Source organism: Streptomyces sp. NPDC088812 (genome assembly GCF_044750285.1).
Classification (GTDB): Bacteria; Actinomycetota; Actinomycetes; order Streptomycetales; family Streptomycetaceae; genus Streptomyces.
In genome coordinates this window covers 73,505-98,959 of the sequence record NZ_JBIVJP010000019.1, presented here as the reverse complement: position 1 = coordinate 98,959, position 25,455 = coordinate 73,505, and the positions used below count along the sequence as shown (strand labels likewise).

Sequence of the window (25,455 nt, the reverse complement as noted above, 5' to 3'; positions counted from 1 at the left end):
CGAGATCGCTGAGATGAAATAGATGACCAAGGCATGCACAGCCCCCAGTGCCCCCACACTTCCCATAGCCTCAGTCCGCGACGCAGAAATGCCGATCGCGCAGCTGGAGGCGGCGGCCCTCACGGAGCCCGCGCGACCACACGACCTGGCAGACAACGAAGACTTCGACTACATCACCGGCACAACGGTGATCCGGCTCTCCGAGGCCGAGAAGCTACGCCAGAGCGTCGTACGGGCTCTCGTCGATCAGTACGGCATCGACCCGCGCGACGTGGCGGCCGACGTCCCCCTTCACGTGACGGACCCAGAAGGCGGCCGTCCGCGTCGGCGACGTGTCAGCCTCGCCGTCTTCGAGCACGGCAGGCCGCATGAGCAGGAGTACATCCGCCGTGTCGTCGTGACGAGCGTCCGCCCCAGGGGCAACTGGGCCTCAGCCAAAATCCGCTCCTACACGCACGCCCACCACCAGAACGGCACGGCCGGCGAGGTCTCCGCGCTCATGCAGGCGGCTGGGCCCGCCTGCCGGTACGGCCTGTGGACCGACGGCAACGACCTGATCTTCATCGGCCGCGACACCACGTCCGCGGGGAACAAAAAGTTCCTGCCTCTGACGAACTGGCCAACTGCAGTCGCGCACCAGCGTGACACCGCACCCGCGCCTCCTTCGCGCACCACCGGGAGCACACCGGCCAACGAGACGATGCTGAGGCTCGCTTTCCGGCGCTGCCGCAACGCCATCCACGTCAACGAGGGGCAGCCCCAGAACGCGGCCTTCTGGCAGTTCCTGTGCGTCCTGCTCGCCAAGTTCCATGACGAAGACCTGGTCCGCGAAGGAAAGAGGGAGCCCCGCTTCTACCTCCGCCGCGACACGTCGGACCGTGTTCCAGGTGAAGCAGACCGTTCCGCCGCGGCGGAACGCGTGAGAGAACTCTTCGGGGAGGTCAAGGAGCGCTACGCCCACTACAACCTGTTCGACCAGACCGACGAGCTCTCTCTCAGCGATCAAGCTCTCGGCTTCCTCGTCGGCGAGCTGGCCGCCTACAGCCTTTGCACCACGCCCCTGGACAACCTCACCACCGCCTACCACGAGTTGTTCGGCGATACCTTGAGCGGCGACCACGGTCAGTACTTCACCCCCGCCAGCGTGGTCCGCCTGCTGGTGGAGATCACCGCCCCCGAGCCAGGCGAGACCGTACTCGATCCGTGCTGCGGAACCGGCGGCTTCCTCCGCGAAAGCCTCGCAGCCCTCAGCCGCAAACAGGCCGCCGCGGCCGCCCTCCTGACCACGCAGGAGCACGCCCGACTGGCAGCAGCTCACCACGAGGAACTGAGCAGGAATGCACAAGAGCGGGTCTTCGGCGCGGACCTCGACCCCATGATGGCCCGTGCCGCCGCGTTCGCCGTGATGATGCTGACCGGCAGCGTCGGCAACACCTTCCACATGGACTCGTTGGCCTTCCCCACGAGCGGCGCCCTACCCGGGCTCCCCGATGCCAGACGCCATCTCGACCGCATCGGTCCCGGTGCAGTCGACGTCTTGCTCACCAACCCTCCCTTCGGCTCGGACATCTCCGTGACCGGTCCTGTCCTGGAGCTGTTCCGCACAGGCCCGTCACAAGTCGAGAAGCCGAGCGTCGCCTTCAGCTGGACTCGCGAGAAGGACGGCACTCTCCGACGCGGGAAGCCGACCTCCTCCGTGGTACCTGAGAAGCTGTTCGTCCAGAAGGCGATCGAATGGGTGCGGCCCGGCGGCCGCATCGGCATGGTCCTGCCCAACGGGATCTTGTCCAACCCCGGCGCCGACGATGAGGCGCTCCGCCAGTACATCCTCGACGAGTGCTGGATCATGGCCAGCGTTGACCTGCCCGTGGAGAGTTTCCTCGTCGGCGCGGGCGTCAACGTCCTGACCAGCGCCCTTGCACTGCGGAAGAAGACCGAGCAGGAGAAGCGCCAGGAGCGGATGCACGGCCCTGCCGACTATCCGGTGTTCATGGCCGTCGCCAAGAAGGTCGGCCACGACCGGCGTGGCAAACCGCTGTACGTGCGAGATGGTCACGGCAATCTCGTGGCCAGCGGGCATGAGGAGACGGACCTGATAACCGTCCGCGGTGTTGTGAACCTGCGCACCGTGAGGCGGCGCGCCTTCATTCTCGACGACGACCTCAGGTCCGCTCGGCAGTTCCCTCAGGGAGACGATCGGCCGTGCATCATCGCCGCGTACGACGCGTTTGTGGCCCGGCACGGCCACGAATTCCCCTGGAACAGCGGTGACTGAAGCGCTTTCCTTCCTGAGCTTGCTCAGGAAGGAGAGTCCTTCCCACCTTCGGTCTATCAGGGGAGACCCTGACCTACGTCGAGGCCGACGTGCAGTGCGGGAACACCGTGTTCCCGGCAAGGAAACTCCATTGAATCTCCAGCAACATGCGGAAGCGCTCCGCAAGGTAATCGAGAAGCGGAAGCTGACGAATTTGAGGTCCACATCAAGGCCCGTAGCTGTCACTGCTGCAATGACGGTGTCTGGATTACGACCCCGAACACTGGCGACGACATAGGGCTTTACGCCTACTGAGACTAGCCGTGGAGGGCACGAAATGCATTGGGCCTACATTCAGTGGACCCCGGAAGCGGAAGGCGTCCACGAAGTCACGGTAACCGCGGATCACGCACACAAGGGGTGCGCGGAAAAATCCGAGGACACAGACGTCGTCATTGACTGCGACGTGAAACTCCCTGAGGAGCTGCGGCACACCGTTTGGGGAGAAAGTAGGGATTCCGTTATGGCTGCGGCTCGCCGCATTGCTCTGGACATCGTTCCTTACGGAGGTCGCTACTCCACCCACTACATAGGTGAGGTCATCTAGTCCCTTACCCACTGAACTACACAGGGCCACGAGCCAAGGGGGAACCATGTCCGCCGACTGTTGACGCGAAAAGCAGCGGTCAGTCGTCGAACACTGCTCGCAAGATGGCTGCGACACCACCATTCCCGGGCACGCATGGGGTTAGATGAAGTCCGGCTGGTTCTACCGAAACTCAGATTTCGCTGCACAGTCTCATCTCGCGATTATACGGCGCCAGCTGCGTCGAGCCCTCACACCCCTTGTTCATGCCCGGTTCGAGTAGCGCGGCACTTCGGAATTCGCGGCAGTAAGTCCCATGCACCGGGCCTCACATCATCGGCCCCTTCAACTTCCCCAGTACTATCATCAACGGAGCTGACGTGAATGACCGCAGCGCACCAGTGCATGGCCACAAGAGTGCTTCTCGAATGATCCCGCGCCCGCATCAGGAAGAAGCACTGCGGGCCATTCGGGAGACCTCGGAAGGCCGGGCACTGGTCGTTATGGCCTGTGGGACAGGCAAGTCCCTTGTAGCGCGTGAAACGGCCAACGCGCGCACAGCGAGGACGGTCCTGGTGACCGTGCCGACCCTCGCTCTTGCCGAACAGATCTACCGGGGCTGGGCCTCGCGCTTTCCCGACGGTATGGATGCACTGATCGTCTGCTCGGATTCCGCTGTGGGAGGAGCCGCTGCCCCGGTCACGGTTGAGCCGGGGCGGATCGCCGCCTTCCTCGCCCCGCGCCAGTTCACACGGATGCGCCTTCTGATCTCCACTTACCATTCGGTGGGGCGAATAGCTGAGGCTTATGCACTGCACGCGTTGCCGCCGCTTGATCTCGTCGTAATGGATGAGGCCCACCACACTGCCGGGCGCGCAGGCAAGGCCTATTCCGCTGTTCTCGACAATGCGCGAATCCCTGCGGTTTTCCGCCTTTCGCTGACTGCGACCAGCCGTATCCACGAGGGCTCCGACGGCACCACGGACATCGTGTCGATGGACGACGAAAAGCTGTACGGGAAGCGCGTTTACGAGCTCTCCTTCGGCAGCGCCATCCGGCGGAAACTGCTTGCCGACTACGAAGTTGCCATCGTCCTGGTTTCGGATCAGGACGTCCACGCGACCCTGCTCGCCCAGGACGGCGGCTCACACGCAAGCTCCAGGTCCAGCGACGCGGCGACGGTGGCCGCCCAGATCGCGCTGTCACAGGCCATGCACGAGCACGACCTCCGGCAGGTCATCGCCTTCCATAGCCGCGTAGCCCGCTCGAAGGCATTCTCAGCGACTCTCGGGAAGATCGGCGCGACCTCGGCCAACGTGCGGATCACTTCCCTGCACATGGACGGCAAGACCCCGGCGGCCACGCGCCACTCCCAGCTGGAGATGCTCGCCAGTCCCGCGAGCGGCCGCCGCGTCGTCTTGAACAACGTCCGTACCCTGACCGAGGGCGTGGACGTCAGCAGCGTCGACGGGATCTGCCTGGTAGACCCGAAGTCGTCGCAGACCGACATCGTGCAGGCAGTCGGACGTGCTCTGCGGCTCCACCCCGATCACGATCGCCCAGCGCTGATCCTCCTCCCCGTCTACGTGGTACCCGGCGAGAGCCCGCAGGCCGTCCTGGAAGCCAGCTCCTTCCAGCACGTGTGGCGGGTCCTGGCGACCCTCCGCGACCAGGACGAGCGCATGGACGCCGCGTTGACCACCGCGCGGCGGCGCCTCAGCAGTGACATGGCCGAGAACGCCGGCGTCGCCCGGGCCGTGTTGCCGGAGAAGGTGAGAATCTACGGCAGCACGAACATCGATGCCAAATTCGTGGCGGCTCTGGGCGTACACGTCCTGCAGAACACAACCGAGGACTGGTATCACTTCTACGGGCTGCTGGAGCGGTACGCGGCCACACACGGCCACACCGCTGTGCCCACCTCCACCGAGTCCGGAACCCTGGAGAGCTGGGCTGCTCGTCAGCGACGTCTGTACGCCGCCGGCAAACTCCCGCCGAAGCGCGCGGCGCTGTTGGAGGCGCAGCCCGGATGGACATGGCGGCTTGGCGAGTTCAAGCGCGAGCTCGGCCGGTCTGAGCTTGAGCGATTCGTCGCTGAGCGCGGCCACGCCCGGGTGCCACGCGGCTACACCGTGCCGGGTAGCGGCTACCGGCTGGACAACTTCGTCACCCTGGCGCGCAACCGGCACAGGGCTGGCCAGATGGATACCGAGGACATTGCCTACTACGAGGCGCTTCCGGGCTGGATGTGGCACGCGCACGACGCGAAGTTCGAGGCGTTTCTCCAGCATCTCGACGCGTATATCGCAGAGCACAAGCACGCCCGGGTTCCGCAGGCATACAAGGTAGAGAAGGACGGCATCGTCTTCGCTCTCGGTCACACCGTCACCAGGAAACGCACCGATTACCGCAAGGGCACTTTGCCCCCCGCGCAGGCAGAGGCCTTGGAGGAACGTCCTCAGTGGGTCTGGGACGGCATCGCCGCTCAGTGGGAAGCGAGTTTTGACGTTCTCGCGGCCTGGGCGGCCGAACACGGCGATATCAAGGTGCCCTTTGACCAGTCGATCAACGGCATTGGCATCTACCGGTGGATGCTCCAGCAGAAGAAGCTGATCCGGGAGGGGAAGCAGCCCGAGGACCGCCGCCGCCGTCTGGAGGCTCTACCAGGCTGGTCCACGAGCTGACCAGAGAGGCGCCGGACGGTGCCGGCTGGATGTACCGAACACCCGCCCCGATGACTGGAACAACACATGACGTAACACGTCGTTCAGTTGGGTGGCGGCCTCGGCAGCTGCGGCGTCGCCCTTCGCGTCGCGGAGAAACACGGCACGAGCAACATGACCCTGCTGATTGCGGATACGCGGGCCGAATGCCCGGATCTCTGGTGATTCGCCGACGATACGTCCCGCCTGCTCAGAGTGCCGCTGACGAAGGTCGCCGAGGCGGCGATCCGTGGGAACTGTTCCGAGACAAGCGTTTCCTCGACAACGACAGGGACGCGACCGGGCACGGGGTCTGTATAGCGTAGCGAACGGTGGAACTCAATCGGTCTTGTTCAGCGTCGTCCGGCGGTGAGCCGGCCGTCGAAGGTGATGTCGAAGGCTTGGAGCGCGGCCTTCCAGCGCATGGTCCAGCGTTTGCTTCCGGTGCCGGTCGGGTCCAGGCTCATGACGGCCAGGTAGACACACTTGAGGGCGGCCTGGTCGGTTGGGAAGTGTCCTCGGGCCCGGACGGCCTTGCGGATCCGCGCGTTGATGCTCTCGATCGCGTTGGTGGTGCAGATGATCTTGCGGATCTCCACGTCGAACCGGAGGAAGGGCACGGGCACGAACTCCGCCCAGGCCGCATCCCAGAGCCGGACAATCGCCGGATACTTCCCGCCCCAGGCGTCGGTGAACTCCACGAACCGCTCCAGCGCGGCCTCCTCGGTCGGCGCCGTGTAGACGGGCCTGAGCGCCTTCGCGATCTTCTCCCAGTCCTGCCGGGCCGCGTAACGGAAGCTGTTCCGCAGAAGGTGAACGACACAGGTCTGGACGATCGTCGCAGGCCAGACTGTGTTCACGGCGTCCGGGAGGCCGGTCAGACCGTCGCAGACCAACATCAGGACATCGGCCGCGCCGCGGTTCTTGATCTCGGTCAGGACCTGGAGCCAGTACTTCGCGCCCTCCCCGCCGTCGCCGATCCACAGGCCCAGGATGTCCCGGTGACCCCCGGCGGTGACCGCCACCGCCATATAGACAGGCCGGTTGGCGACCTGCCCGTCCCTGACCTTCACGTTCACACAGTCGACGAAGACGACCGGGTAGACGCTGTCCAGGGGACGGTTCTGCCATTCCGTCATGCCGGCCATCACGCTGTCGGTGATCGTGGAGATCGTGGACTTGGAGATCTCCGCGCCGTACACCTCGGCGAGATGCGCGGAGATCTCCCCGTGCGTCAGCCCTTTCGCCGACAACGACAGGACCATCTCGTCCACCCCGCCCAGACGCCGCTGACGCTTCTTGACCAGCTGCGGCTCGAACGACCCGGCCCGGTCCCGCGGCACCGCGATCTCGACCGGCCCCGACTCGGTGATCACCGTCTTGGACCGGTGCCCGTTGCGGTAGTTCTCCCGGCCGCCCTCGGCCCGCTCACCGGGCTCGTGCCCCAGATGATCCGTGAGCTCGCCCTCCAGCGCCGACTCCAGCACCCGCTTCGTCAGCTGCTGCAGCAGACCGCCCTCCCCGGTGAGCTTCACCCCACCGGCCTGGGCGCGGGCCACTCGGCGACCAGCCCGTCATCCACGGGCACCCGCCCCACTCACAACGGCCTCCCCGGCCTCGATGTCACTCGCCACGTCAGTCATCAACTGCCGCTTCCGGCTCAGGAGTTACACGACTCACCGTACAGACCCTGGCCGTGCGGGAGATCTTGAAGCGGAAGCAGTACGGGCGCCGGGGCGGTATGGGCTTCGACTCGGCCCCGCTGCTGAACGGCCACCAGATGTCGACGGTCGACCCGAACGACGGCCTGCAGATGCTCCGCAATCGGGGCACGTTCTAGGAGCGGCATGGAACTCAGCAACCACCACCAGATACTTGACTGCGGACACAAGCCGGACGAGCTGTTCTCCTTCCAGGGGCCAGATGTTTTCACCGACCCGGAGAACGGGGAGAGCTGCTGCCGACGGTGCAGCGACAACCGACACTACGACCGTGTGCGCAGGCGGCATGCGGAAATCGAGGCGAAGGCGGCGGCCGAGGGCTGGGCGTACGAGTACATCAACACCTCTTACGAGGTGTACTGCCGTAGCAGGGAACTGATCAGCAAGCTGGTCTGCCGTGCGTACTGGCGCCACGACCCGCACGGGGTGGACGAGGCCCGAGGCGTCCTCCAGCCCGCGCACACGTACAACTTCGCCTTCAAGCGGCTCGCCGCAGTAGTGCCGAACTCACCGGTGACCGGCTACGCGCTCGTCTTCGAGGACGGCAGCCGAGACCCGCTCTGCTACGACAAGGTGTGTGTGGTCACCCGTGAGCCGACTGGTCTCGACAGGTGAGCTGTCGGAGGCGCTGTCGGCACCAGTGTTGGCCACTCATCACAAACGTCGTCGCCACAGTCGGGGCAGGTCCACCGCCCGGTTGAGTTACAGCTGCTCGTCCAGGCCCGAGAGGAGGGCACGTTCGGCGGGGGTGAACTGAGGGCTGTCCAGTTGCTGACGCAAGGGGCCGTTGACAGCCGCAAGCAGCACGCTGGGCCGAACTAGGGACGAGGGCGGGGCTTGCAGTGTCAGCACGTCGGTCAGGGCTGTGGCGGCGTGGAATGATCCGGTTGCTGTGTGGGAGAGACGGCTGACGTAACGCCGAAGGAGACGGTCGGCGATGGTCGGGCTCTTCCCCGTGGTGTTGGGGAGGTGGATGTCCTGCCCGACCGCAAGGGCCCAGGCAACGTTGATGGGGCGGGCGATGGCACGTTGGGCGCGCCGGGTCAGTCCCGGAGTCAGACCGTTGGAGAGCAGGTCGCGCAAGGCGAGCGCGCCCTGCGCGACGACGGACATACCGTGTCCGTACATGGGGTTGAAGGCAGCGACGGAGTCTCCAAGCGCTACCAGGCCTTCTGGCCAGGCTTTAAGCCGTTCGTAGTAGTAGCGGCGGTTCGCGGTGCTATGCGTGACGCTGACGTTGGTGAGCGGCTCTGCCTTTTTGAGGAGGTCAGCCACGATGGGGTGACGCAAGCTGCGGGCAAAGGGTTCGAAAGCGTCCGCGCTCCGGGGCGGTTGCCGGCCTGGGGCGCCCATCAAGCTGACGTGCCAGCGGTCGCCTTCGATCGGCAAGATACCTCCCGCGCTGGCGGGCTGGGGCAGGCGCGGGTCACCCTGGACGCTGATCATGGGCCAATTGTGAGTGGGTACGGGGGCTCGGTATATCCGGCTGGCGTAGGCCAGACCCGAATCGATGGTGTCTTCGACAAGGCCTCTGATGCCGAGCTCGGAGAGCCACTTCGGTGTGCGTGTGGAGCGTCCGGATGCGTCGATGACTAGGTCCGCTTCCCACGTTTCCTGTTGCCCGGAGGTGCTGATGTGCAAGCCGGTGACGCGACTGCGACTTCCTACCAGTCCGATGGCCTTGGTGCGTGTGTGGACGGTCACCCGGGGGTCATTGCAGATCTGCTCCCGGATTATGTAGTCGGTCAGGTCCCGGCTCGCGGCAATCAAATAGTGAGTGGCCTTGTTCCAGCGGCGGTACCAGCCCTCGGGCGAGTAGATGACCATGTTGGTGGTCATCGGTATACGGTGAGCGCCTGCGGCCAGCAACTGGTCGACAGTGCCGGGCAGAAGGCGGGCGATTGCCTCGGCGCCTCCGGTGTGCAGGAGATGGATGTGCACCGCCTGAGGGACGCCGAGGCGCGGCTCGGGTCCTTCGGGCAGGTCATGGGCTTCGATGATGTCGATAAAGTCGACGTGGTCCCGGATAGCGGCTGCGGCTAGCATCCCCGCGATGCTGCCTCCGACGATCACTGCGCGGCGGGAAGGCCGGGGCGTTATTCGACTCATGACGGGCCGCTTTCTACGTGGAGACGGTGGTGCTCGTGGAGGTTTCGGACGACAGGCGAAGCAAGCGCCAGCGACAAAGGAACGAGGTCCTGCGATCGCCATGCCATGAGATGGGCACTGTCTTCGTTCTCGAGACCGGTGAGCTGCCGCTTACGAGCGACGAGGATCATGGCTGCGTCTGCGGTGACTGCGGCGGAGGCTTCGTTGTCGCCGGCATGCAGCAGTGTTTGGTAGGCGGCCTCGCGGATGGCGGGGTCGCAGTAGGGAGACAGTGCCAGGATGGCGTCGTACAAGGCTGTCTTGCGGCTCGTCAGGAGCACGGCGGGGGGAGTTCGCCACCACGGCAGGGTGGTGCGCACAGCTCCGGGAGTGGGCACGTGCTGTAGAGCTCGCCAGAGGGGGTTGAGCTGCTGCAGTTGTCGTACGACCCGGACGGTCTCGGTTACGCGCGGTCCGACGAGCGGAAGCGTGAACCCGATCGCGCCGACAACGGCGGAGAGTGCTGCGAATCGGGGGGTGACTTGAACGATGAGAAAGTCCAGGTCGTGGCGTGCCCACCGGGCCGCCACCGCGATCAGTCTGGCGACGTCGTAGGACACGTGGAGGAGATAGGCGCAGGCGAGCAGGCGAAGGCCTATACGCAGTGACCCACGGGTGAGCTGTCCTGACCATCTCCAGCACAGGATGAGGCTGGCGGTCGCCGCCACGCCATGCGCCACGAGGTAGGTGACGATCATCTCCCGAATATAGGGTGTGTTGGCGTAGTAGGCGTCGAATAGCGTCAGTTGTTCTACAGGAGCACTCCCGGCCCAGAAGAGCAAGAAGATGATCAAGATGGCGGCGGCGTAGCAGGTCACGCACCAGCGCGAGATGCAGCGGGTCTGCTCCGGGGGCGCTGGCCGCCAGTTGATGATCAGCAGAAGGCTTGCGGCGGAGTATCCGGTCAGCGTCGCGTAGACCACGGGGGCGGAGAAGTTAGTGATCCCGGTGAGTCGGTTGAGCGCGCGGATGGCGTCCGGGGCAGCGAGAAACATTATGCAGCCGCCGGCGAAGAGCAGCCTGATGGCCGCGCGGAGCAGTGCGTCGTTTCGCCGTCGGACGAGCGCGGGGATTTTCAGCGCGCAGACGAGGAAGAGGACGCTCCCGCTGATGTAGTAGACAATGTCACTCGGCCCGGATGTCACCTTGAAGCTTCTCTCCTAGACTGCGGGTGTGGTGTGGCCGGAGGGCCGTGTCGGATGGGTCAGCTCTGGCTGAGGCGGTGCGCCATGGAGGCTTGGATGCGGCCGACAAGGTCGAGCGGCCCCGCTGGGGCGCGGGCTTCTTGTAGGGCGATCCGCACATCAGTGGCAAACCGGAACCCAAAGTGCTCCGCATCAAGTTCCTCGTGGGCCTCGCGGGTGTCGGTGCGTGTGGCAAAGTGCAGAGCCGCGTCCATGTGCTCAGGAAGTGGGCGATCAGCGTCATCCTCCTCGCACAGCGCGGTCACGAATTCCGCGAGTGCGACTGCTGACTCGCTCTGAGCGGAGCGGGATGCGAAGGGGCCATGATGGGCTGCGCAGTGGCCCTGGAACATGTGCCACGCCTCGTGCCCGATGATCACGAGTTGATGCTCAGGGTCAGTGTTTTCTTCGTAGACGATCAGATCGTGGCCGGTGCGGTCCACCCACAGGCCGCTAGCCGTTACGGGCGGAAATGCCGCCTGACGTAGGCGAACAGGTCGACCGCGTGTCTGGGTCAGGGCCTCGCCTATCAGAGGGATGACGCCTTCGTCGTCGCTGGGCGGCCGTAAGTTTCTGAGGATCCGGGTGCTGAGCGTGCGCATCGCCTTCGCTGTGGTGCTCACGGGTGGCCTTCCTTGTCGTCGACTTCCAGCAACGCTTCCAAGGTCGCGTTAAGCACCTTCCAGCGTTCCTCTGGTAGGTCGTGGGCCTGCCGAAGGGCGATGCCGCGGATGTCGTCGCGGTGCGGGAAGACCGAGACCAGGTGATCAGTTGTCCGCTCATATGCGGCGAGGGTGGCCAGCAAGGCGCGGTTGAGTCCTTCCTCGGCCGGAACCGTGAAGAACGACTCGCCTTCGACACCGAAGAATCCCACCAGGTGATGCAGGAGCTGGATGTTGGGCGTCTTCTTTCCGTCGCAGACGGAGCGTGCCCAGACATCGGAGACCCCCGTGCGCGCCGAGATCTCGGCGGCAAGGTCGGCCATGCGCTTGCCGGTGCGGGCCAAATAGGCGTTGCTGAGCGCCTTCATGCGTGCACATACTCGCTCGTTGACCGTGTCGGCCGACGGCATTGAGCCCTCGAGCAGGTGGCGGACGGTACTCTCTGGCAGAGCTGTCTTAGCTGCCAGCACCTGCGGATCGAGGATGGCCGATCGATTCAAGCCGTGTTCGCGGATGAGTTCTTCCAGGCGCTGCAGTGTCTCAGGAAGTGACATGTGTGGGTCCAACGGAATCCTCCCCGGGGCCTGGGCGGCTCTCCTGCGTCGAACGGCAGCGTACGCCCATCGCCACCAGATGCTCAACGATCGTTTACCGGCCGTGAGCGATCGTGAACCCCCTCCCTCTTGCGTAGGCGCGGGCAGACCTGCCACCTCGGCGGCTGCCGGGAAGCCAGCCGTCCCATCCCCCGAATAAATGATTGTTTTGCAGCTAGAAACTATCGTTGACAGAGACTGTTCGCACGTAGCAGTATCGCCGACGAGCGGCGCTGCAGCGCTGGTTCCGCTTAACAGTCGTCCCCTGGAGGCCTACCGCCGTCGCCCGCCGCCCCGCTGTCCGGTGTTGCTCGGTTCGTGGACGGGCATGTTGTCACCGGTGGTGGTGCGCGCGTCCGCCGAATCTGAGGTCGGCCTCGCATCTCCCACAGGAGCACCCGTGATTCGTCCCGCAGCCGCCGCCCAGGCGCCGACCGCGCAGCGCGGCACCTCGGGTGACCCGTCTCGAGAGTGGGGCAACGTCCCATCCCCGGCTTCTTCTTGCCGGCAGACAGGTGGGCCGGGGCGCCTCTCCGGGTCCAGCGTTGTCGGCCGACTGGAGTGGAGCCATGAGGTCGTGATCAGCGTGTGCTTATGTCGGCCTGGCGCCGTCAGGGGCACTTCACGGCCTCGTCCCAACTCCCGAGGAGCATGCTATGCCGACCCTGGGCTCACTGCCCACTGACAAGCCTGAACTCGAACTGGCATTCTTAGCAAACGGTTCCCGGCGCGCCCAGGTGACGGAGATCGCCGGCGTGGTGACGGTGACGCCGGAGCAGCTGCTGGAAAACGGGCCGCCATCGGCTCTGCCCGATGAATCGCTCGTCCTGATAACTGGCGCGTCACCCTTCCGCCTCCGCGGTCGCATCACCACGGTGCTCGAGCTGTTGCTCCAGCGGATGAGCCGGGACGGCAGTGCTGGCCTGGCCGTCACTGCCGCTCCAGGGGCGCGTCAGCCGTTCCCCCCGGCCATCGTGGACCAGGCCGCCCGGCTGGGCATCGCCCTGCTGATCACGTCCGCGCCCGCCGAGCGCTGGGAAGGCATGCATGAAAAGATTCAGCAGGCACGCCTGATGTTCGCCGAGCGTCGTGCTGCCCAACTCAGCTCGCTCGTGAGGGAGTTGCCAGCCCAGCTGGCCGATGCGCGGGCCATGCAGCGCATCGCGGACTGGCTTGCCCGGGTCCTGGACTGTCAGGTTCTGGTAAGCGAACCGGAGCGCGTCCTCGCTGCCTCACCGGCCACCGCCGCCGAGCAACTGGCCCAGGCCATCATCCGCCAGTCCGTCGACGGCATTCTCCCCGAGACGCTTTCCGGACCCCACACCCAGCTCATCTCGCTGGCCCCGGCCTCGGCAGCAGACACTGTTCTCGCGGTGGCCCGCAGAACCCCATTCGACGAGGCCGACCTGCGGTTGCTCCGGCACGCGGCCAAGCTCCTGGGACTCGTGGACCAGGCGCACCGCGAGTACCGGGCGGCCTCCGGCGCCTCCCACGCGGCGCGCAGCGCGGCGTTCGAACTGCTGCTGGACGGCGAGGTCGAAAAGGCCCGGCGCGTCATGGCCAATCTGGCGCCCGGGCTCCTGGAACCCGAGACTGCCCGCGTCTTCGTTGTGGAGACCCCTCAGGCACGCCGGGACCTGGCTGCGCGCAACTTCAGCTTATCCGTCGGACAGCAGGCCCTCGTCGTGCCCGACCCGAGGGACGACCGGCGGATACTCATCGTGCATCCGATCCGCTCCGACGACGACACCGGCGCGGAGGTCTCCGCCGAACTCACCCGTCTTGCGGGTGCCCTGGAACCCCCCTCGTCCCTGGGCGGCAGCGGCGTCTACTCCATGACGCTGCTCGCCGACGCGCTCAACGAGGCCATCATCGCGCAGAGGTTCGCCGCCTTTCAGCCAAACTCCGTGGCCCTGTCCGTGCACGGCTCCGACCTCGTCAGCCTCCTGCCACAGGCAGAAGCCCAGCAGTGGGCCCGCCGACTGCTGAATCCGCTGACGCACGACGGGACACAGTGGGAGTCCATGCGGGAGACCCTTCCGGCCGCCCTCGCCTACCCGTACACGGTGGCCGCCCGCCGGCTGCGCCTGCACCGCAACACCGTCATGCGCCGCGCCTCACGAGCTGCCGAGCTCCTGCGCATGGACTTCGCCTCCATCAGTGACCGTATCGCCGTCGCCCTGGCCATGGAACTGGTCACGCAGCGGGAGGTGGCCGCTTCGCCGCGGCTGACGGGTTCGGAAGCGCCATCCCTCGCACGGCTGTTGGGCACTCCCCAAGTGCGCGCCTGGGCACAGACCCTGGTCCGGCCGGTCCAGGCGGACAGACGCGACCTGGTGTCCACGGCACTCGCCTGGCTCACGTTCGACACCCATGTCGAGCCTGCGGCCCGCGCGCTCGGCCTGTCCGAGGTCACGGTCCGTTCCCACCTGCGCGCCCTGGAAGGCCACATGCAGCGCGACCTGGCCACCCTCGCCGGCGTACGCGATCTCCAGTTCTCGTTGCACGTCGTCACGGGCCAGCCTGATCTGCGCTCAGGTCGTCCGGGCTTGTCCGTGGTCGCCTGCTGACCGTTGCCGCCAGCGCCCGGCGCGGGTCCCGGTTTTCATCCCCCTCTCCACTCCGGCCTGAGGACCTCGAAGGGTGGCACGTCGCCGACGGCCATGTCCGCTCGTACCCGCACGAACCGAACAGGGTGGCGCAGACGGCCTCGAGCGTTCCGGGAGATATCCGCGCTGACCTCGACGACCGTCTCAGGCACGACCAGCGACACCTTCAGCTTCTGCTGTGATCCCCAACCGGCAGAGAAGGACCGCCCGGCCCACGGGTGATCCGTCTGCACCGGGCGTAGGAAGCCGCCCGCACTTCGGGCCTGGGCGGTCGGCAAGGCGTGTACGTCCCAGATGTCGTAGTCGTCTCTCCGAGTCGTTCCGGCCGAGCAGCAGGATCCCGGGGCAGCGCGGCGCTCCGGTGACCGCACCGACGACCATCTCGAGGGTGTCGCGCACGCACTACTGGTGAAGAAGCAGTGTTCCGAAGCTGCGGTAGGGCCCCACAAGCAGGCTCCGGCCGTCAAGATGGAGCAGGTCGAAGGCAACACAGTGAGCCGGCCAGACGGCCGCGGCACGTTGCGCGGCGGCACCCCGTCGGTGCAGCCGCTGTGTGAGCCGCTCGAACGCGAGCCTGGTCTCCTCCCACACGACCAGTTCGCCGTCGAAGATGAAGGAGCAGTCCAGCCGGCTGATGGCAACGGTGATCTCCGGAAAGGCCGCGGCCAGCTCACGGCCCCTGCGCGAGCGCAGCACTGAGGAACCATCAGCAGTCCGCGCTGCGAGACCCGGAAGCCGTCCCACTTCGGTTTGCCAAACTAATTCAACGGGAGGGCAAACGTCTCGACGGGTGTCGCCAGCATCGGCTCGGCGGGAAGCTCGATCACATCGGAGGGGCTACCACAAACCCCTCACCGACCCAAGGAGGACACGAGGAAAGTGGCTCGTCGAGAGGGGGGTAAACTCACCCTGCCGAGATCACAAAGGCCCATTGGCGAAATGGCGCTTTGTCGACCAAGTGGCCGGTCGAGGCGTGGTGTTGTGAATGTGGTGCGAAGTATGCCAAGTGCCGGATGAGCCATGCGGGAACCGGGATGTGTGCACCCCCGAAACGACCGTCATGAGGAAGGTGCACTTCCGCGCTGGCACGCGGCTGACTGGTGCAATGCCAACAGGTGTCAATGGTCATTTTGTGCACCGGCGAAATGGCATCGTCCGCAGCATATGCCTAGCGTTGCCTATGCAACCTCGGCCCCACCGCCGGACGAGTGAGGCACAAGCCGAACTCGCTTGCGGGGGAGCCAAACAGGCCGCGGCGAGCCTGGCCCGGTGAGCGGCAGCGAACGCGCCGCATGCACCAAGAGGCGGGCACCAGAGGGTGGCTCCAACCACCCTCCCGGCACCCCCTCTCGCCAGCGCAAAACCAGGCCCTTCCAGGGCCTGTGCATAACGACTCTCAGCAGAGTCACCACCAGCAGACCTGAGGAACCACTGGGGCCTTCCACCGACGTGTTCGAGTCGTCGCGGTGCTCACAATAGATCAGTGCGCGGCGTGAGAGCAGCGCGGCCGCTGGACTTTCATGAGAGAAGGCCCCCCGAGCCAGACGGGCGAACTGCATGACCTCCAAGCACGCGACGGACCAGCGGGCACCGCGCACCACAGTGACGGGCTCAGCTCGCCGCCGATGCTCCTGGGCCCAGCCGGACCGTACGAAGGACCTCGGCGCAGACGGGCTGAGCGGCTAGCAACCGACCACGCCGCCGGCGTGTCTAAGCCGGTCGCGGACTTACCAGATCCATGCCCGGCCCTTCCGCCCGGGGAAGATCTGCTTCCCCCGACCGAGCGACGCACAGCAGGAGCGAGGCGAGCTCCCAGCAGCTGCTCCTGCCGCGCCGCAGTGAAGAACGATTGAGGATCGTGCTTCGAGGCGTGTGTTATAGCCAATGCACCCCCTGGCATCGCAAGCATCCCGGATCTCGCATATGAAGGAGCGCACCGGTGATCCACCCCCACCCAGAAGCGTTTAACTCTGACGAGTTTAAAGGCTTCAACGAAGCCCGGCGCATTATGTGGTGCCATGACGCTCGTGCCCGCGTGTACGAGCGGTTCGAGCAGACGAGCTTCATCGGTGACACGAACATTGCAGCGGTCCACGTCAACAACACCGCCAGGGCAGACCGTGTGTTCCTCGTGGCATTCGACAAGGCCGGCCAGCAGGTCGGCGTCGACACGCTTTACATCGACGAGCCGAATCAACACCTCGACACCGCACCCGAGTTCGACCACGACTTCACCTGCATGGACGTCATACCTGACTCCCCACTTGAGCAGGCCATCTCCCGTGAGAACGGCTGGGTCGTCAACATGACGGCCCTGCGCGAGTACGACCTCCTGGCCGATCGCCGGGCCACGCAGCGCGCGGTGTTCCTGGCGCATCTGCAGGACATGATGAAGAACGGCGAGGTCCGCGGATTCCTGTTTGGCCGGGGTGAGTCCGACGGCACTGATGCGGCGTGAGAGACCATGACCTCGTACCTCAGAAAATCCCGCTGGCAGCCTGGCCGGCGGGGTTTCTGATCTCTGACGCTGTCACAGTGCTGCATTTTCGCAACAGGCGAGGGGATCAGCACAGCTGATCCGGGTGTCGAAGGGCGAGTGCTTTGCGGAGACATGCTGTGGACCGGCTCACGCCGGTCCCGAGTGAAGCCTCGCGGTGAGCCCTACGAGGCCACGCAGTTCGTCTTCGACACCGTCGACTTCCAGGAGCAGCGGCCATGAGCAAGCCGCTGAGCACGAAGGACCTCACGGTCAAGTTCCACAGCAACCGCGCCAGCGTCTCCCGCGGCGAGACCACGATCTGGCAGGCTCCTGAGGGAAGTCTCTACCGCGTCGTCCAGCGTCTGGACCCGGCCGAGTTCGAGATCGCGACGCTCGTCCCCACCAGGGCTGAAGCGTTCTCGCCTGGCGAGATGAGTGGTTGGCCGTGATCGTGTGTGTTCGGCCTGGTGAGGCAGTGGCCAGACGACGGACGCGACCTCTGATGATCAAGGTGTCTGAAGCCGTTGATCGTCCAGGGGTCGCGTCCGTATGCCAGTTTCCACGATCGAAGTCCTGTCCTGCCACCGTGCCCGCGAAGTGGACTCGCCGGCCGTCGAGCCGGAGGAACTTGTCTGTCTCGCTGAGGTGTTGGAGGCTCTTCCTGATCCACGTCGACGGCAGGGACGCCGCTACCGGCTCGGTGCGCTGCTGGCCCTCTGCACCGTCGCGGTACTCGGCGGCGATCGCCACCCTGGTGGCGATCGCCCGGTTCGTGGTCGCTGCCCCACCCGAGATCCGGGCGCGTCTCGGTCTGGGAACGAGGGTCCCCCGCGCCTGCACCCTGGGCCGCCTACTCGCCCGGATCGACGCCGACGCCCTGGACCAGGCCGTCGGCGACTGGCTCGCCGGTCAGCTCGAACCCGGCGACGGACTGCGGGCCCTGGCCGTGGACGGCAAGTCTCTGCGCGGCTCGCGCACCGCCACGCGAACCGCAGTCCACCTGCTCGCCGCGGTTCTGCACGGAGAGCAGACGGTGATTGCCCAGCGCCAGGTCGACTCCAAGAGCAACGAGATCACCGCGTTCCAGCCCCTGCTCGCCCCGCTGGAACTCGCTGGCACCGTCGTCACGTTCGATGCGCTGCTCACTCAGACCGAGCACGCCCGCTTCCTCGTCATGGAGAAGAAGGCCCACTACATCGCGGTGGTCAAGGGCAACCACCCCACCTTGCAGGCGGCGCTGAAGAAGCTCCCCTGGCGGGATGTTCCGCTGCTGGACAAGACCCGGACAGCCGGTCACGGCCGGGACGAGATCCGTCGGCTCAAGGCCGCGACCGTCGCAGGGCTCGCCTTTCCGTACGCCGTGCAGGTGCTGCAGATCGTGCGCCGCCGCCGCGACGTCCGCACCGGCAAAGTGACCATCGAGCGCGTCCACGCCGTCACCAGCCTGGCCGCCGAACAGGCCACCGCGGCCCAACTCGCCGCAGCCGTACGCGGACACTGGCAGATCGAGGCCCTGCACCACGTTCGCGACACCACTTTCCGCGAGGACGCCTGCCGCGTCCGTACCGGCAACGCTCCCCGAGCCCTGGCCACCTTCCGCAACCTCGCGATCGCCCTGGCCAACCTGGTCGGCTGGAGCAACCACGCGGAAGCCACAGATCACTACCGGTCACGCCCCGACCGCGCACTCGACCTGATCACGCCCGTCAGCTGAGAATGCTCAGCCCCTGCGTCCCCACCGGGTGGATCACCCTTCTGGTCCTGCACAAAGAAGCAGACGGCGTCGCCGACCAGGATGAAGCGATGAACCGCTGGCTGGACATCCAGAACCTTCCCCCGACCTCGGGCAGCGACTGGGTGGCAGAGCCCAGGACTGAAGCATGACCACCCCCGCGGATTCCGGGCTCACGCTGGACGGCGTCCTCGATCTGAGCACAGCGCTCGATCTCGTCGATGCGAAGATCGAGCTGCTCAGTGAGTACAAGCTCGAATACCCGCAGGACTACGCGCCGGATGACATCCGGTCCATGAGCGACGAGGTCGAGCAGCTGCACCAGCTGCGCACGCGACTGATGGACTGCAGGCCCGCCGGGAAGCAGAGGCCGCCGCCTGAGAAGACGACGATGCCCTGACCGCCTCGTGGCGATCGGGGCATCGAATCAGGCTCGGTACGCGGCAGTGCCGCCCTGCCGGGTCGTCATACCGGCGGGATGAGCAGCGAAGCCCCCGCGTAGATGAGATCCGGATTCTGGATCTTGTTCGTCTCGACCAGGATGCCGATCGGCACCCCCGTCGTCCCCGAGATCGCGGTGAGCGTATCGCCTGGCTTGATGTTGTATGGCTTCGCCTCAGCCGGTGCACCCGATCCGTTGGGCTTGTCCTCGTCGCCGCGACCCGGCGTCGGATCCTGACTCGCCCCGTTCTCGTCCTGCTTCCCCGTGCCGCCCTCGCTCGGCTGCTGGGCGCTGCCGCCTCCGGCGTTCTTCTCGCCGGGATTCACCGGTGCCTCGACCGGGGCGTGATTGCCCTGCAGCGCCTGGATGAAGCCGCCGTCGGACGTCGCGAGCTGCGTCAGGCCCCATCCGGCGAAGAGCGCCGCTCCGCCCACCATGACGCTGGCGGCGATGACGGGTCCGTTGCCGAAGCCCATCGGGCCGGCGTGACTCCCGGCAGCTGCTCTCGTCTGCGCCGACGGCTTCAACGCCGTCCCCACCGGCCTCTGAATCGTAGCCGTCATCCCTGTCCCAACTCCTCTGCGAGTAGCGCGCACAACCATTCATGTTCAACATCGACATCCTACTCATAGTTGAATCGAAGTCGATAGAATAAGGGATTGGATGGCAGTCCGAATCCTGTCCGATAGCCCTCCAATGGGCCCCTGAGTCACCCGACCGCCAGACCGAACGAAGGAACCGCACCACCATGGCCAACTACTCCATCTCCGCCAGCCAGATCACCGAGGGCAAGAACGTCTTCATCCGCGGGAAGCTCGGCTTCGCCGTACTCGCCCGCCTCATCGAGGGCGCCGAGCTCGTCGCCAGCGACCAGCGCAAGACGAAGAACGGCATGAACCCCATTGGTAAGCCGCACACCACCGCGACGATCATTCACGCCGAGGTCCAGTTCGCCGATCCGAACAACCCCACCCTCGAAGAGCAGTTCGTCTCCGAGCGCCGCTACGACTCTCCGAAGCGGCCCGAAACCGGACCCAACTACTCCATCGACTCCAAGGGCAGCACCCTGCCGGTCATCGCGATCCCTTCTCCGAAGGGCGACGGCACCTACGACCAGGACGAGTCCGGCCAGGAGCTCGCGCAGGGCCTCGACGTCACGCTCGTGGTGCGCACCTACAAGCCGAAGGACTTCAACAACCGCGGCCTGGCCCTCGAACAGGTGATCGTCCACGAGACGCCGCGCTACTACAATGCCGGCGGCATCGACCAGGCTGAGCTGGCTGCGCGTGGCATCGTGCTCAACGGCACGCCGCGCCCCGTTCAGGCCACTCCTGCCAGTGCTGCCCCGGCCGCCGCCGTCCCGGTGGCGACCGAGGTGGAGGACGGCCTGTCCTTCCCGGCCCCGCAGCCGGCGTCCGCACCTGTGGCCGTGGCCGCGCAGGCTCCGGTTCAGGCTCAGGCCCCGGCGACCGCCGTGGCTGCGCCCGTCGCTGCTGCTCCTGCTCCGGTTGCTGTTCCGGCCGCAGCTCCCGCTCCGGCTCCTGCCCAGCAGGAGACCCTGGAGGAGAAGCTCGCGCGCCTGGAGGCCGAGAACGCCTCCCTCAAGGACGCCGGTTCGCCCGTGGGCTCGCCCGTGGCCACCGGCCCCTGGAACGGCTCCGGCCCGGCCCAGCAGGCGGGGATCACCTACCAGGGCTGATCCACGCTGACCATCGATGAGACCCCCGTACTCGCATCCGTGCAGTACGGGGGTCCTGTCTTTCTCTTCCCCTCCTGACGCCTCCGATCGAAAGCGTGCGTCCCACGATGACTCCAGCCGACCCCCATGCCTGGTTCCCGCAGTTCTACGGCAACCCCGCGATCCGCACTCTCGCCAGTGCCTGTCGGTGGACCATCTCGGGACAGATCGGGGAAGAGACCCCTGACGATCCCACCAAGCCGCCGAAGCGCAAGGCCCCGATCGACGTACGGCACCTGCTCGCCGGCTGCACCTCCAGCTGCAAGCACTCCGGCCCACTGCGCGGAGCCTTCGCCCTGGACGAGACCTGCCTGCTCACCCTCGACGAACTCACCGCGGCGATACCGAAGGCCGCGAACACCGCCTTCTACCTCCAAGCCCAGACTGACGGGCTGCTCGTCCTCGACATCGAGGCCGACTGCCCGCCAGGTGTGGCCACAGACCTGCTGCGGCTGCCGGGCATCCTCTACTCGGAGCTGTCGATGTCCGGCCAGGGCTTCCATCTCGTCATGCCGCTGCCGAAGAACTTCCACGACTTCCCCGTGGCCGCCGGCAAGCGCGTCCTGCGTGAGGAACACGGCTGGTACGAGCTGCTCCTGGACCACTGGTCGACCTTCACCCGCCAGCCGGTGCCCGATCGCATCGTCGCTCATGTCAACGCAGCAACTAGTGCGCCGGTCTTCGCCTCCATAGAGGACCTCTACGCGCAGCTGGCCGTGAACGCCAGCGAGAGCTCCGGAGCCTCAGCATCAGATGTCGACACCGCCGAGGACATGCCCGACATCCCGTACTCACAGGCGATCGTCGAGCAGACCCTGGCCAGTGCACGCCATCAGCTCCGGGATCCCGGCGATTTCAACCACGACATGTCCCGCTGGGAGTTCTCGGTTCTCGCGTCGCTCTACGGCTGGATGCGGACGCAGCTGCGCGCCTACAGCGCCCTCGGCGTCGAGTACTCGACGGGCGACACCGCGTGGTTGCTCTACAAGGCGGCGGTCGATGTCATCCCTGCGCGCCCCAAGCACAGCGAGCGGCGCAACGGCCGGCCCTTCCTCCTCGACCGGGCGGCTGCGCTCGTGGCCGACCGCGAGGCCCGTTCCTCGTCGACCCACTGACGCTCTGCTGCCTGTTCCTGCTGCTTCTGCTCCTGGTTCATCTGCTGCCTCCGGCAGCGGGTGGGGCGGGTGACGGGTGCTGCGGCGGGGCCGAGCACAGGTGGGGGACAGGGCTGGATCGCGCGGAGCGCGATCGGGTGGCGATGTGCAGCGGGGCTCCATCGCCGCCGGTTCGGGTGTGCAGGTCTCCGCCGGGCTCCGACGGCGCGGCCCGCGCCACAGGACCGTTCACGGCCTATGCAGCCTCGGCGACGCCGAGAGCAGCAGCGCCGTCCTCCGACATCTCTTGTCTTTCTCTCTCTTCCTCGCCCGCGCACAGAAAAGACATCGACATGAAGTTCAACGACACCCTGACGACTCTCATCAAGCAGTCACTTGAGGTCGGCGCGACGCCCGCTCTCATGGGCGAACCCGGCATCGGCAAGTCCAGCTTCGTCGAGGACCTGGCCTACTCCATGGGCACGCAGGCCTTCACGCTGCCGTGCAACCAGCTCGCCGACAAGGCCGACCTCACCGGTGCGCGCCTGGTGCCGTACACCAAGGACGACGGCACGCAGAGCTACAAGCAGGTCTTCTACCCGCACCAGGTGATCCAGGAGTGCATCGACTACGCCGAGAAGAACCCCCGCGAGTGGCCGATCCTCTTCCTCGACGAGATCAACCGCACCACCTCCGACGTCACCTCCGGCGCGCTGACCCTGGTCACGCTGCGCCGCATGGGGTACGTCGAGCTGCCCAAGAACGTCCGCATCGTCGTGGCCGGCAACGACAGGGGCAACGTCACCTCGCTCGACGAGGCAAGCCTGTCCCGCTTCGCGATCTTCCACGTCGAGCCCGACGCCGCCACCCTCATGTCCGTCCTCGGCGACAACATGAACCCCTGGGTGAAGACGGTGCTCACGCAGTACCCCGGGCTCATCTTCCAGAAGTCGACGCCCGAGGCCATCGTCGCCGACGGCCAGGACGACGACGACAACGGCAACGTCACGATGGCCGATCTGTTCGACGGCGGCGAGGAGATGAACCAGCTCACCACGCCGCGCACCATCGACAACCTGTCGAAGTGGCTCAACGCGGCCGACCCGCAGCAGCTGGCGCAGTACCTGGCCACCCCGATCCAGATCGGCGACCGCGAGACCTCGCTGCTGAACGAGGCCATCGAGGCCTACGTCGGAGACACCATGTTCACCACGCAGCTCGTGGCCACCATCTCCCAGGACCTGGCGAACAACGTCGGCGGCGTGCAACAGAACCGGGTGAACGTCCCGAAGCCGAACTGCTACCAGAGCCTGAAGGCCGCAGCGACCATGACCGACATGGCCGCGGTCATCGCGACGCTGACCGACAACGAGAAGTCCGGGTCGCTGCTGTACGCGCTCAAGGAGAGCAAGGACAACGCACGCCTCATCGAGCAGCTGGCCCAGGCCATCACCCAGATCGAGCCGGAGCACACCCGGACGCTCATCGAGATGGTGACCAGCCAGCAGATCGACCGCCAGAACCTCGAGGCCTTCATGGAGATCGACGCTCCGATCGTCAACCAGGCCAAGCCGGTCCTCTCGGCCTTCCTCTGATCGCTCGCTCACCGGTGGTGGGGACTGCTGCGGGCTGCCGTCCTTACTGCAACTCCCCACCGCCGGCGGCGCTCTGCCGCTGCCTTGTCCTCAGAAGGAGACCACGACCCATGACGATCACCGTCACGAACCAGAAGCCGGCCGTACTCGACGCCCTGCACGCCATCTCGTGCACCGGTGATTACGACCCGATGCCGGCGATCCAGCAGACCCTCATCGACCCGCTGCTGGAGCCGTTGCACCCCAACGCCCCGGCGAGCATCACCGACGCCCAGGGCGCTGATCTGACGGGGGACATCCCAGATCTGGTCCTGAGCTGCCTCGGCGACACGCTGAACGTGGCCAGCGAGCAGACCGTCAAGGAGCTGCTCGGGCAGACCCTGATCAACTTCGACCAGGGCACACCGCTGCCGGTCGCCGAGCTCTTCGCCGTCCAGGCCGGGCAGCAGAACAAGATGCCCGCGCCCTCCCCGCGGGTGCTCTACACCGCGCAGGCTGATGTCCTCCCGGCTGCGAAGGCTCTGCTGGCGGGGACCGGCGACGAGAGCGCCTTCTTCGCCTCAGTCGCCTACACCTTCCATCCCGACACCCTCGGGTTCTGGTTTCAGTCCTCCGCGGCCTTCGACGATTTCAAAGTCTGGCTGTCCCAGCAGACGCAGGCGATGGCCAGCGCGCTGCCGCCGGCCACCATCAAGTTGCTGAACGACTTCACGGCCCTGTCCCTGAAGGGGCTCACCGAGTCGCTGCTGGTGCGCAAGGACGACTCCGATGCCAACGATGAGCACTCCTTCGCCCGCGTGCTCGTGCACATGCTCATGAACTACGTTGAGCAGCAGCGGGCCCAGGCCAGCCAGCAGAACACCGCCCTGGACACCGGCGTCCTGCCGTTCACGGTCGGGGAGCTGTTCTGCCCGTGTTCCCTCGTCCTGGTCAACGTCGAGGCCCATGCCCGGGCCACCGCGGCGAAGATCACGGGGGAGTGGAACCTCATCAACCAGTCGCTGGCTTCGCCGGTGAAGGTCGTCTCGAACACGTCGCTGTCCAAGCTCACGTCGCTGCCACGGGCCGCCGCCCGGGCCGCCGCCCTGGGAGCCAAGCAGCAACCGGGCCAGCCTGGCAGCCGTAGCGCCCAGGTGGCGTTCCGCAAGCAGCCGCCGAGCAAGCTCGACCTGTTCAAGGACATCACCCGTGTGCTGCGCCGGATGGGCAAGGTCAACAAGTCGCAGAACATCTTCCGCACGACGAAGGCGACCTTCCTCAAGGCCAGCCGCCGGAATCCGGACGACTTCAACAAGCCCGGCCGGATCACCTCGGTGCAGTACATGCCCGACCTGCACATCTACATCGACACCTCCGGTTCGATCTCCGAGGAGAACTACCAGGAGGCGGTCATGATGCTCATCCGGATCGCCAAGAAGCTCAACATCAACCTGTACTTCAACTCGTTCAGCCACTTCCTGTCCCAGGAGGTGATGCTGCGCACGGAGAACAAGTCGACGGCTCAGATCTGGAAGGAGTTCCGCAGGATCCCGAAGGTGTCGGGCGGAACCGAGTACACGCAGATCTGGCAGTACATCAACGCCAGCCGCGTGCGCCAGCGCAGGCTCTCGCTCATGGTCACCGACTTCGACTGGCTGCCGCCGTCCACGCGTCAGGACCACCCCATGAACCTGTACTACGCACCGTGCTCCGCCATGGACTGGTCGTCCATGGTTGACCTGGCCAAACGCTACGCCCACTCGATGCAGCACATCGACCCGAGCATCCGGCAGAGGCTCCTCGGCATGGTCGTCTGACCCTGCGCCCCCCAAGAACCGCCAGGAGCGGTGCCGTGCGACCAACCCCCCTGGCCGGCACCGCTCCTGGCGACCCTGCCTTTCTCTCTCATCCATCACACCGAGCAACTCGCACTCAAG

At 66.0% G+C, this 25,455-nt stretch carries 20 protein-coding genes; 13 read left to right on the top strand and 7 right to left on the bottom strand.

From position 1 onward, the window contains the following. The first annotated feature begins 88 nt into the window (after window positions 1-88). A complete protein-coding gene (locus ACIP67_RS29740) occupies window positions 89-2,275 on the top strand; it encodes a class I SAM-dependent DNA methyltransferase (RefSeq protein ID WP_401695965.1) in 2,187 nt (728 codons plus the stop codon). Between the two features lie 993 nt (window positions 2,276-3,268). Next, window positions 3,269-5,524 (top strand): Helicase associated domain protein, encoded by a 2,256-nt coding sequence (locus ACIP67_RS29735; RefSeq protein WP_401696090.1) that lies wholly within the window; start codon window positions 3,269-3,271, stop codon window positions 5,522-5,524. A 371-nt stretch (window positions 5,525-5,895) separates the two neighbouring features. On the opposite strand, the gene ACIP67_RS29730 is transcribed toward ACIP67_RS29735, so the two are convergent. Beyond that, window positions 5,896-7,101, bottom strand: coding sequence for an IS256 family transposase (locus ACIP67_RS29730; RefSeq protein WP_401695964.1), 1,206 nt, complete (start codon window positions 7,099-7,101; stop codon window positions 5,896-5,898). Between the two features lie 137 nt (window positions 7,102-7,238). Between ACIP67_RS29730 and ACIP67_RS29725 the strand changes: the two genes are divergently transcribed. Further along, a complete protein-coding gene (locus tag ACIP67_RS29725) occupies window positions 7,239-7,382 on the top strand; it encodes a hypothetical protein (RefSeq protein WP_401695963.1) in 144 nt (47 codons plus the stop codon). Window positions 7,383-7,389: 7 nt separating this feature from the next. Next, on the top strand, window positions 7,390-7,878 hold the full coding sequence (locus ACIP67_RS29720; protein ID WP_401695962.1) for a hypothetical protein: 489 nt from the start codon (window positions 7,390-7,392) through the stop codon (window positions 7,876-7,878). Window positions 7,879-7,965: 87 nt separating this feature from the next. Here ACIP67_RS29720 and ACIP67_RS29715 read toward each other — a convergent pair whose 3' ends face one another. From ACIP67_RS29715 to ACIP67_RS29700, 4 genes are read right to left on the bottom strand one after another with little or no spacing between them, the layout of a single operon-like run. Continuing rightward, complete coding sequence (locus tag ACIP67_RS29715) at window positions 7,966-9,309, bottom strand: NAD(P)/FAD-dependent oxidoreductase (protein WP_401695961.1); 1,344 nt, start codon at window positions 9,307-9,309, stop codon at window positions 7,966-7,968. A 59-nt stretch (window positions 9,310-9,368) separates the two neighbouring features. Beyond that, on the bottom strand, window positions 9,369-10,556 hold the full coding sequence (locus tag ACIP67_RS29710; protein WP_401695960.1) for an MAB_1171c family putative transporter: 1,188 nt from the start codon (window positions 10,554-10,556) through the stop codon (window positions 9,369-9,371). Between the two features lie 59 nt (window positions 10,557-10,615). Beyond that, the gene (locus ACIP67_RS29705) at window positions 10,616-11,218 is read right to left on the bottom strand and encodes a toxin-antitoxin system, toxin component (protein ID WP_401695959.1); all 603 of its coding nucleotides are present in this window, start codon (window positions 11,216-11,218) and stop codon (window positions 10,616-10,618) included. Then, the gene (locus ACIP67_RS29700; RefSeq protein ID WP_401695958.1) at window positions 11,215-11,811 is read right to left on the bottom strand and encodes a hypothetical protein; all 597 of its coding nucleotides are present in this window, start codon (window positions 11,809-11,811) and stop codon (window positions 11,215-11,217) included. Before ACIP67_RS29700 ends, ACIP67_RS29705 begins: the two co-directional genes overlap by 4 nt. 695 nt (window positions 11,812-12,506) lie before the next feature. On the opposite strand from ACIP67_RS29700, the gene ACIP67_RS29695 reads away from it, so the two are divergent. Then, window positions 12,507-14,420 carry a helix-turn-helix domain-containing protein gene (locus tag ACIP67_RS29695; RefSeq protein ID WP_401695957.1) on the top strand — a complete coding sequence of 638 codons (1,914 nt, stop codon included), beginning with the start codon at window positions 12,507-12,509 and terminating at the stop codon, window positions 14,418-14,420. A 441-nt stretch (window positions 14,421-14,861) separates the two neighbouring features. On the opposite strand, the gene ACIP67_RS29690 is transcribed toward ACIP67_RS29695, so the two are convergent. Continuing rightward, a complete protein-coding gene (locus ACIP67_RS29690; protein WP_401695956.1) occupies window positions 14,862-15,155 on the bottom strand; it encodes a hypothetical protein in 294 nt (97 codons plus the stop codon). A 1,243-nt stretch (window positions 15,156-16,398) separates the two neighbouring features. Here ACIP67_RS29690 and ACIP67_RS29685 point away from each other — a divergent pair. The 4 genes from ACIP67_RS29685 to ACIP67_RS29670 all read left to right on the top strand — a co-directional run bounded on the left by ACIP67_RS29685 (window position 16,399) and on the right by ACIP67_RS29670 (window position 19,070). Further along, window positions 16,399-16,917: a hypothetical protein gene (locus ACIP67_RS29685; protein ID WP_401695955.1), complete on the top strand. Its 519-nt coding sequence runs from the start codon at window positions 16,399-16,401 to the stop codon at window positions 16,915-16,917. A 257-nt stretch (window positions 16,918-17,174) separates the two neighbouring features. Continuing rightward, a complete protein-coding gene (locus tag ACIP67_RS29680) occupies window positions 17,175-17,387 on the top strand; it encodes a hypothetical protein (protein WP_401695953.1) in 213 nt (70 codons plus the stop codon). A 179-nt stretch (window positions 17,388-17,566) separates the two neighbouring features. Then, window positions 17,567-18,652, top strand: coding sequence for an ISAs1 family transposase (locus ACIP67_RS29675; protein WP_401695952.1), 1,086 nt, complete (start codon window positions 17,567-17,569; stop codon window positions 18,650-18,652). A gap of 166 nt (window positions 18,653-18,818) precedes the next feature. Continuing rightward, window positions 18,819-19,070 (top strand): hypothetical protein, encoded by a 252-nt coding sequence (locus tag ACIP67_RS29670; protein ID WP_401695951.1) that lies wholly within the window; start codon window positions 18,819-18,821, stop codon window positions 19,068-19,070. A gap of 65 nt (window positions 19,071-19,135) precedes the next feature. On the opposite strand, the gene ACIP67_RS29665 is transcribed toward ACIP67_RS29670, so the two are convergent. Next, window positions 19,136-19,588 (bottom strand): LysM peptidoglycan-binding domain-containing protein, encoded by a 453-nt coding sequence (locus ACIP67_RS29665; RefSeq protein WP_401695949.1) that lies wholly within the window; start codon window positions 19,586-19,588, stop codon window positions 19,136-19,138. Window positions 19,589-19,860: 272 nt separating this feature from the next. On the opposite strand from ACIP67_RS29665, the gene ACIP67_RS29660 reads away from it, so the two are divergent. The 4 genes from ACIP67_RS29660 (at window position 19,861) to ACIP67_RS29645 (ending at window position 25,335) form a co-directional block, all read left to right on the top strand. Then, entirely contained in the window at window positions 19,861-20,811 is a 951-nt protein-coding gene (locus ACIP67_RS29660) for a hypothetical protein (RefSeq protein ID WP_401695948.1), read from the top strand. A 107-nt stretch (window positions 20,812-20,918) separates the two neighbouring features. Further along, window positions 20,919-21,965, top strand: a complete 1,047-nt coding sequence (locus tag ACIP67_RS29655; RefSeq protein WP_401695947.1) for a hypothetical protein — start codon at window positions 20,919-20,921, stop codon at window positions 21,963-21,965. Window positions 21,966-22,297: 332 nt separating this feature from the next. Beyond that, complete coding sequence (locus ACIP67_RS29650) at window positions 22,298-23,539, top strand: AAA family ATPase (protein ID WP_401695946.1); 1,242 nt, start codon at window positions 22,298-22,300, stop codon at window positions 23,537-23,539. Window positions 23,540-23,649: 110 nt separating this feature from the next. Continuing rightward, complete coding sequence (locus tag ACIP67_RS29645) at window positions 23,650-25,335, top strand: hypothetical protein (RefSeq protein WP_401695945.1); 1,686 nt, start codon at window positions 23,650-23,652, stop codon at window positions 25,333-25,335. The last annotated feature ends 120 nt before the right edge of the window (window positions 25,336-25,455 follow it).

Bases quoted from the DNA above. Each gene is read 5' to 3' on its own strand.
- ACIP67_RS29740 (WP_401695965.1), top strand. From the start codon at position 89: ATGCCGATCGCGCAGCTGGAGGCGGCGGCCCTCACGGAGCCCGCGCGA.
- ACIP67_RS29735 (WP_401696090.1), top strand. From the start codon at position 3,269: ATGATCCCGCGCCCGCATCAGGAAGAAGCACTGCGGGCCATTCGGGAG.
- ACIP67_RS29720 (WP_401695962.1), top strand. From the start codon at position 7,390: ATGGAACTCAGCAACCACCACCAGATACTTGACTGCGGACACAAGCCG.
- ACIP67_RS29715 (WP_401695961.1), bottom strand. From the start codon at position 9,309: ATGCTAGCCGCAGCCGCTATCCGGGACCACGTCGACTTTATCGACATC.
- ACIP67_RS29700 (WP_401695958.1), bottom strand. From the start codon at position 11,811: ATGTCACTTCCTGAGACACTGCAGCGCCTGGAAGAACTCATCCGCGAA.
- ACIP67_RS29695 (WP_401695957.1), top strand. From the start codon at position 12,507: ATGCCGACCCTGGGCTCACTGCCCACTGACAAGCCTGAACTCGAACTG.
- ACIP67_RS29680 (WP_401695953.1), top strand. From the start codon at position 17,175: ATGAGCAAGCCGCTGAGCACGAAGGACCTCACGGTCAAGTTCCACAGC.
- ACIP67_RS29670 (WP_401695951.1), top strand. From the start codon at position 18,819: ATGACCACCCCCGCGGATTCCGGGCTCACGCTGGACGGCGTCCTCGAT.
- ACIP67_RS29665 (WP_401695949.1), bottom strand. From the start codon at position 19,588: ATGGGCTTCGGCAACGGACCCGTCATCGCCGCCAGCGTCATGGTGGGC.
- ACIP67_RS29660 (WP_401695948.1), top strand. From the start codon at position 19,861: ATGGCCAACTACTCCATCTCCGCCAGCCAGATCACCGAGGGCAAGAAC.
- ACIP67_RS29655 (WP_401695947.1), top strand. From the start codon at position 20,919: ATGACTCCAGCCGACCCCCATGCCTGGTTCCCGCAGTTCTACGGCAAC.
- ACIP67_RS29650 (WP_401695946.1), top strand. From the start codon at position 22,298: ATGAAGTTCAACGACACCCTGACGACTCTCATCAAGCAGTCACTTGAG.
- ACIP67_RS29645 (WP_401695945.1), top strand. From the start codon at position 23,650: ATGACGATCACCGTCACGAACCAGAAGCCGGCCGTACTCGACGCCCTG.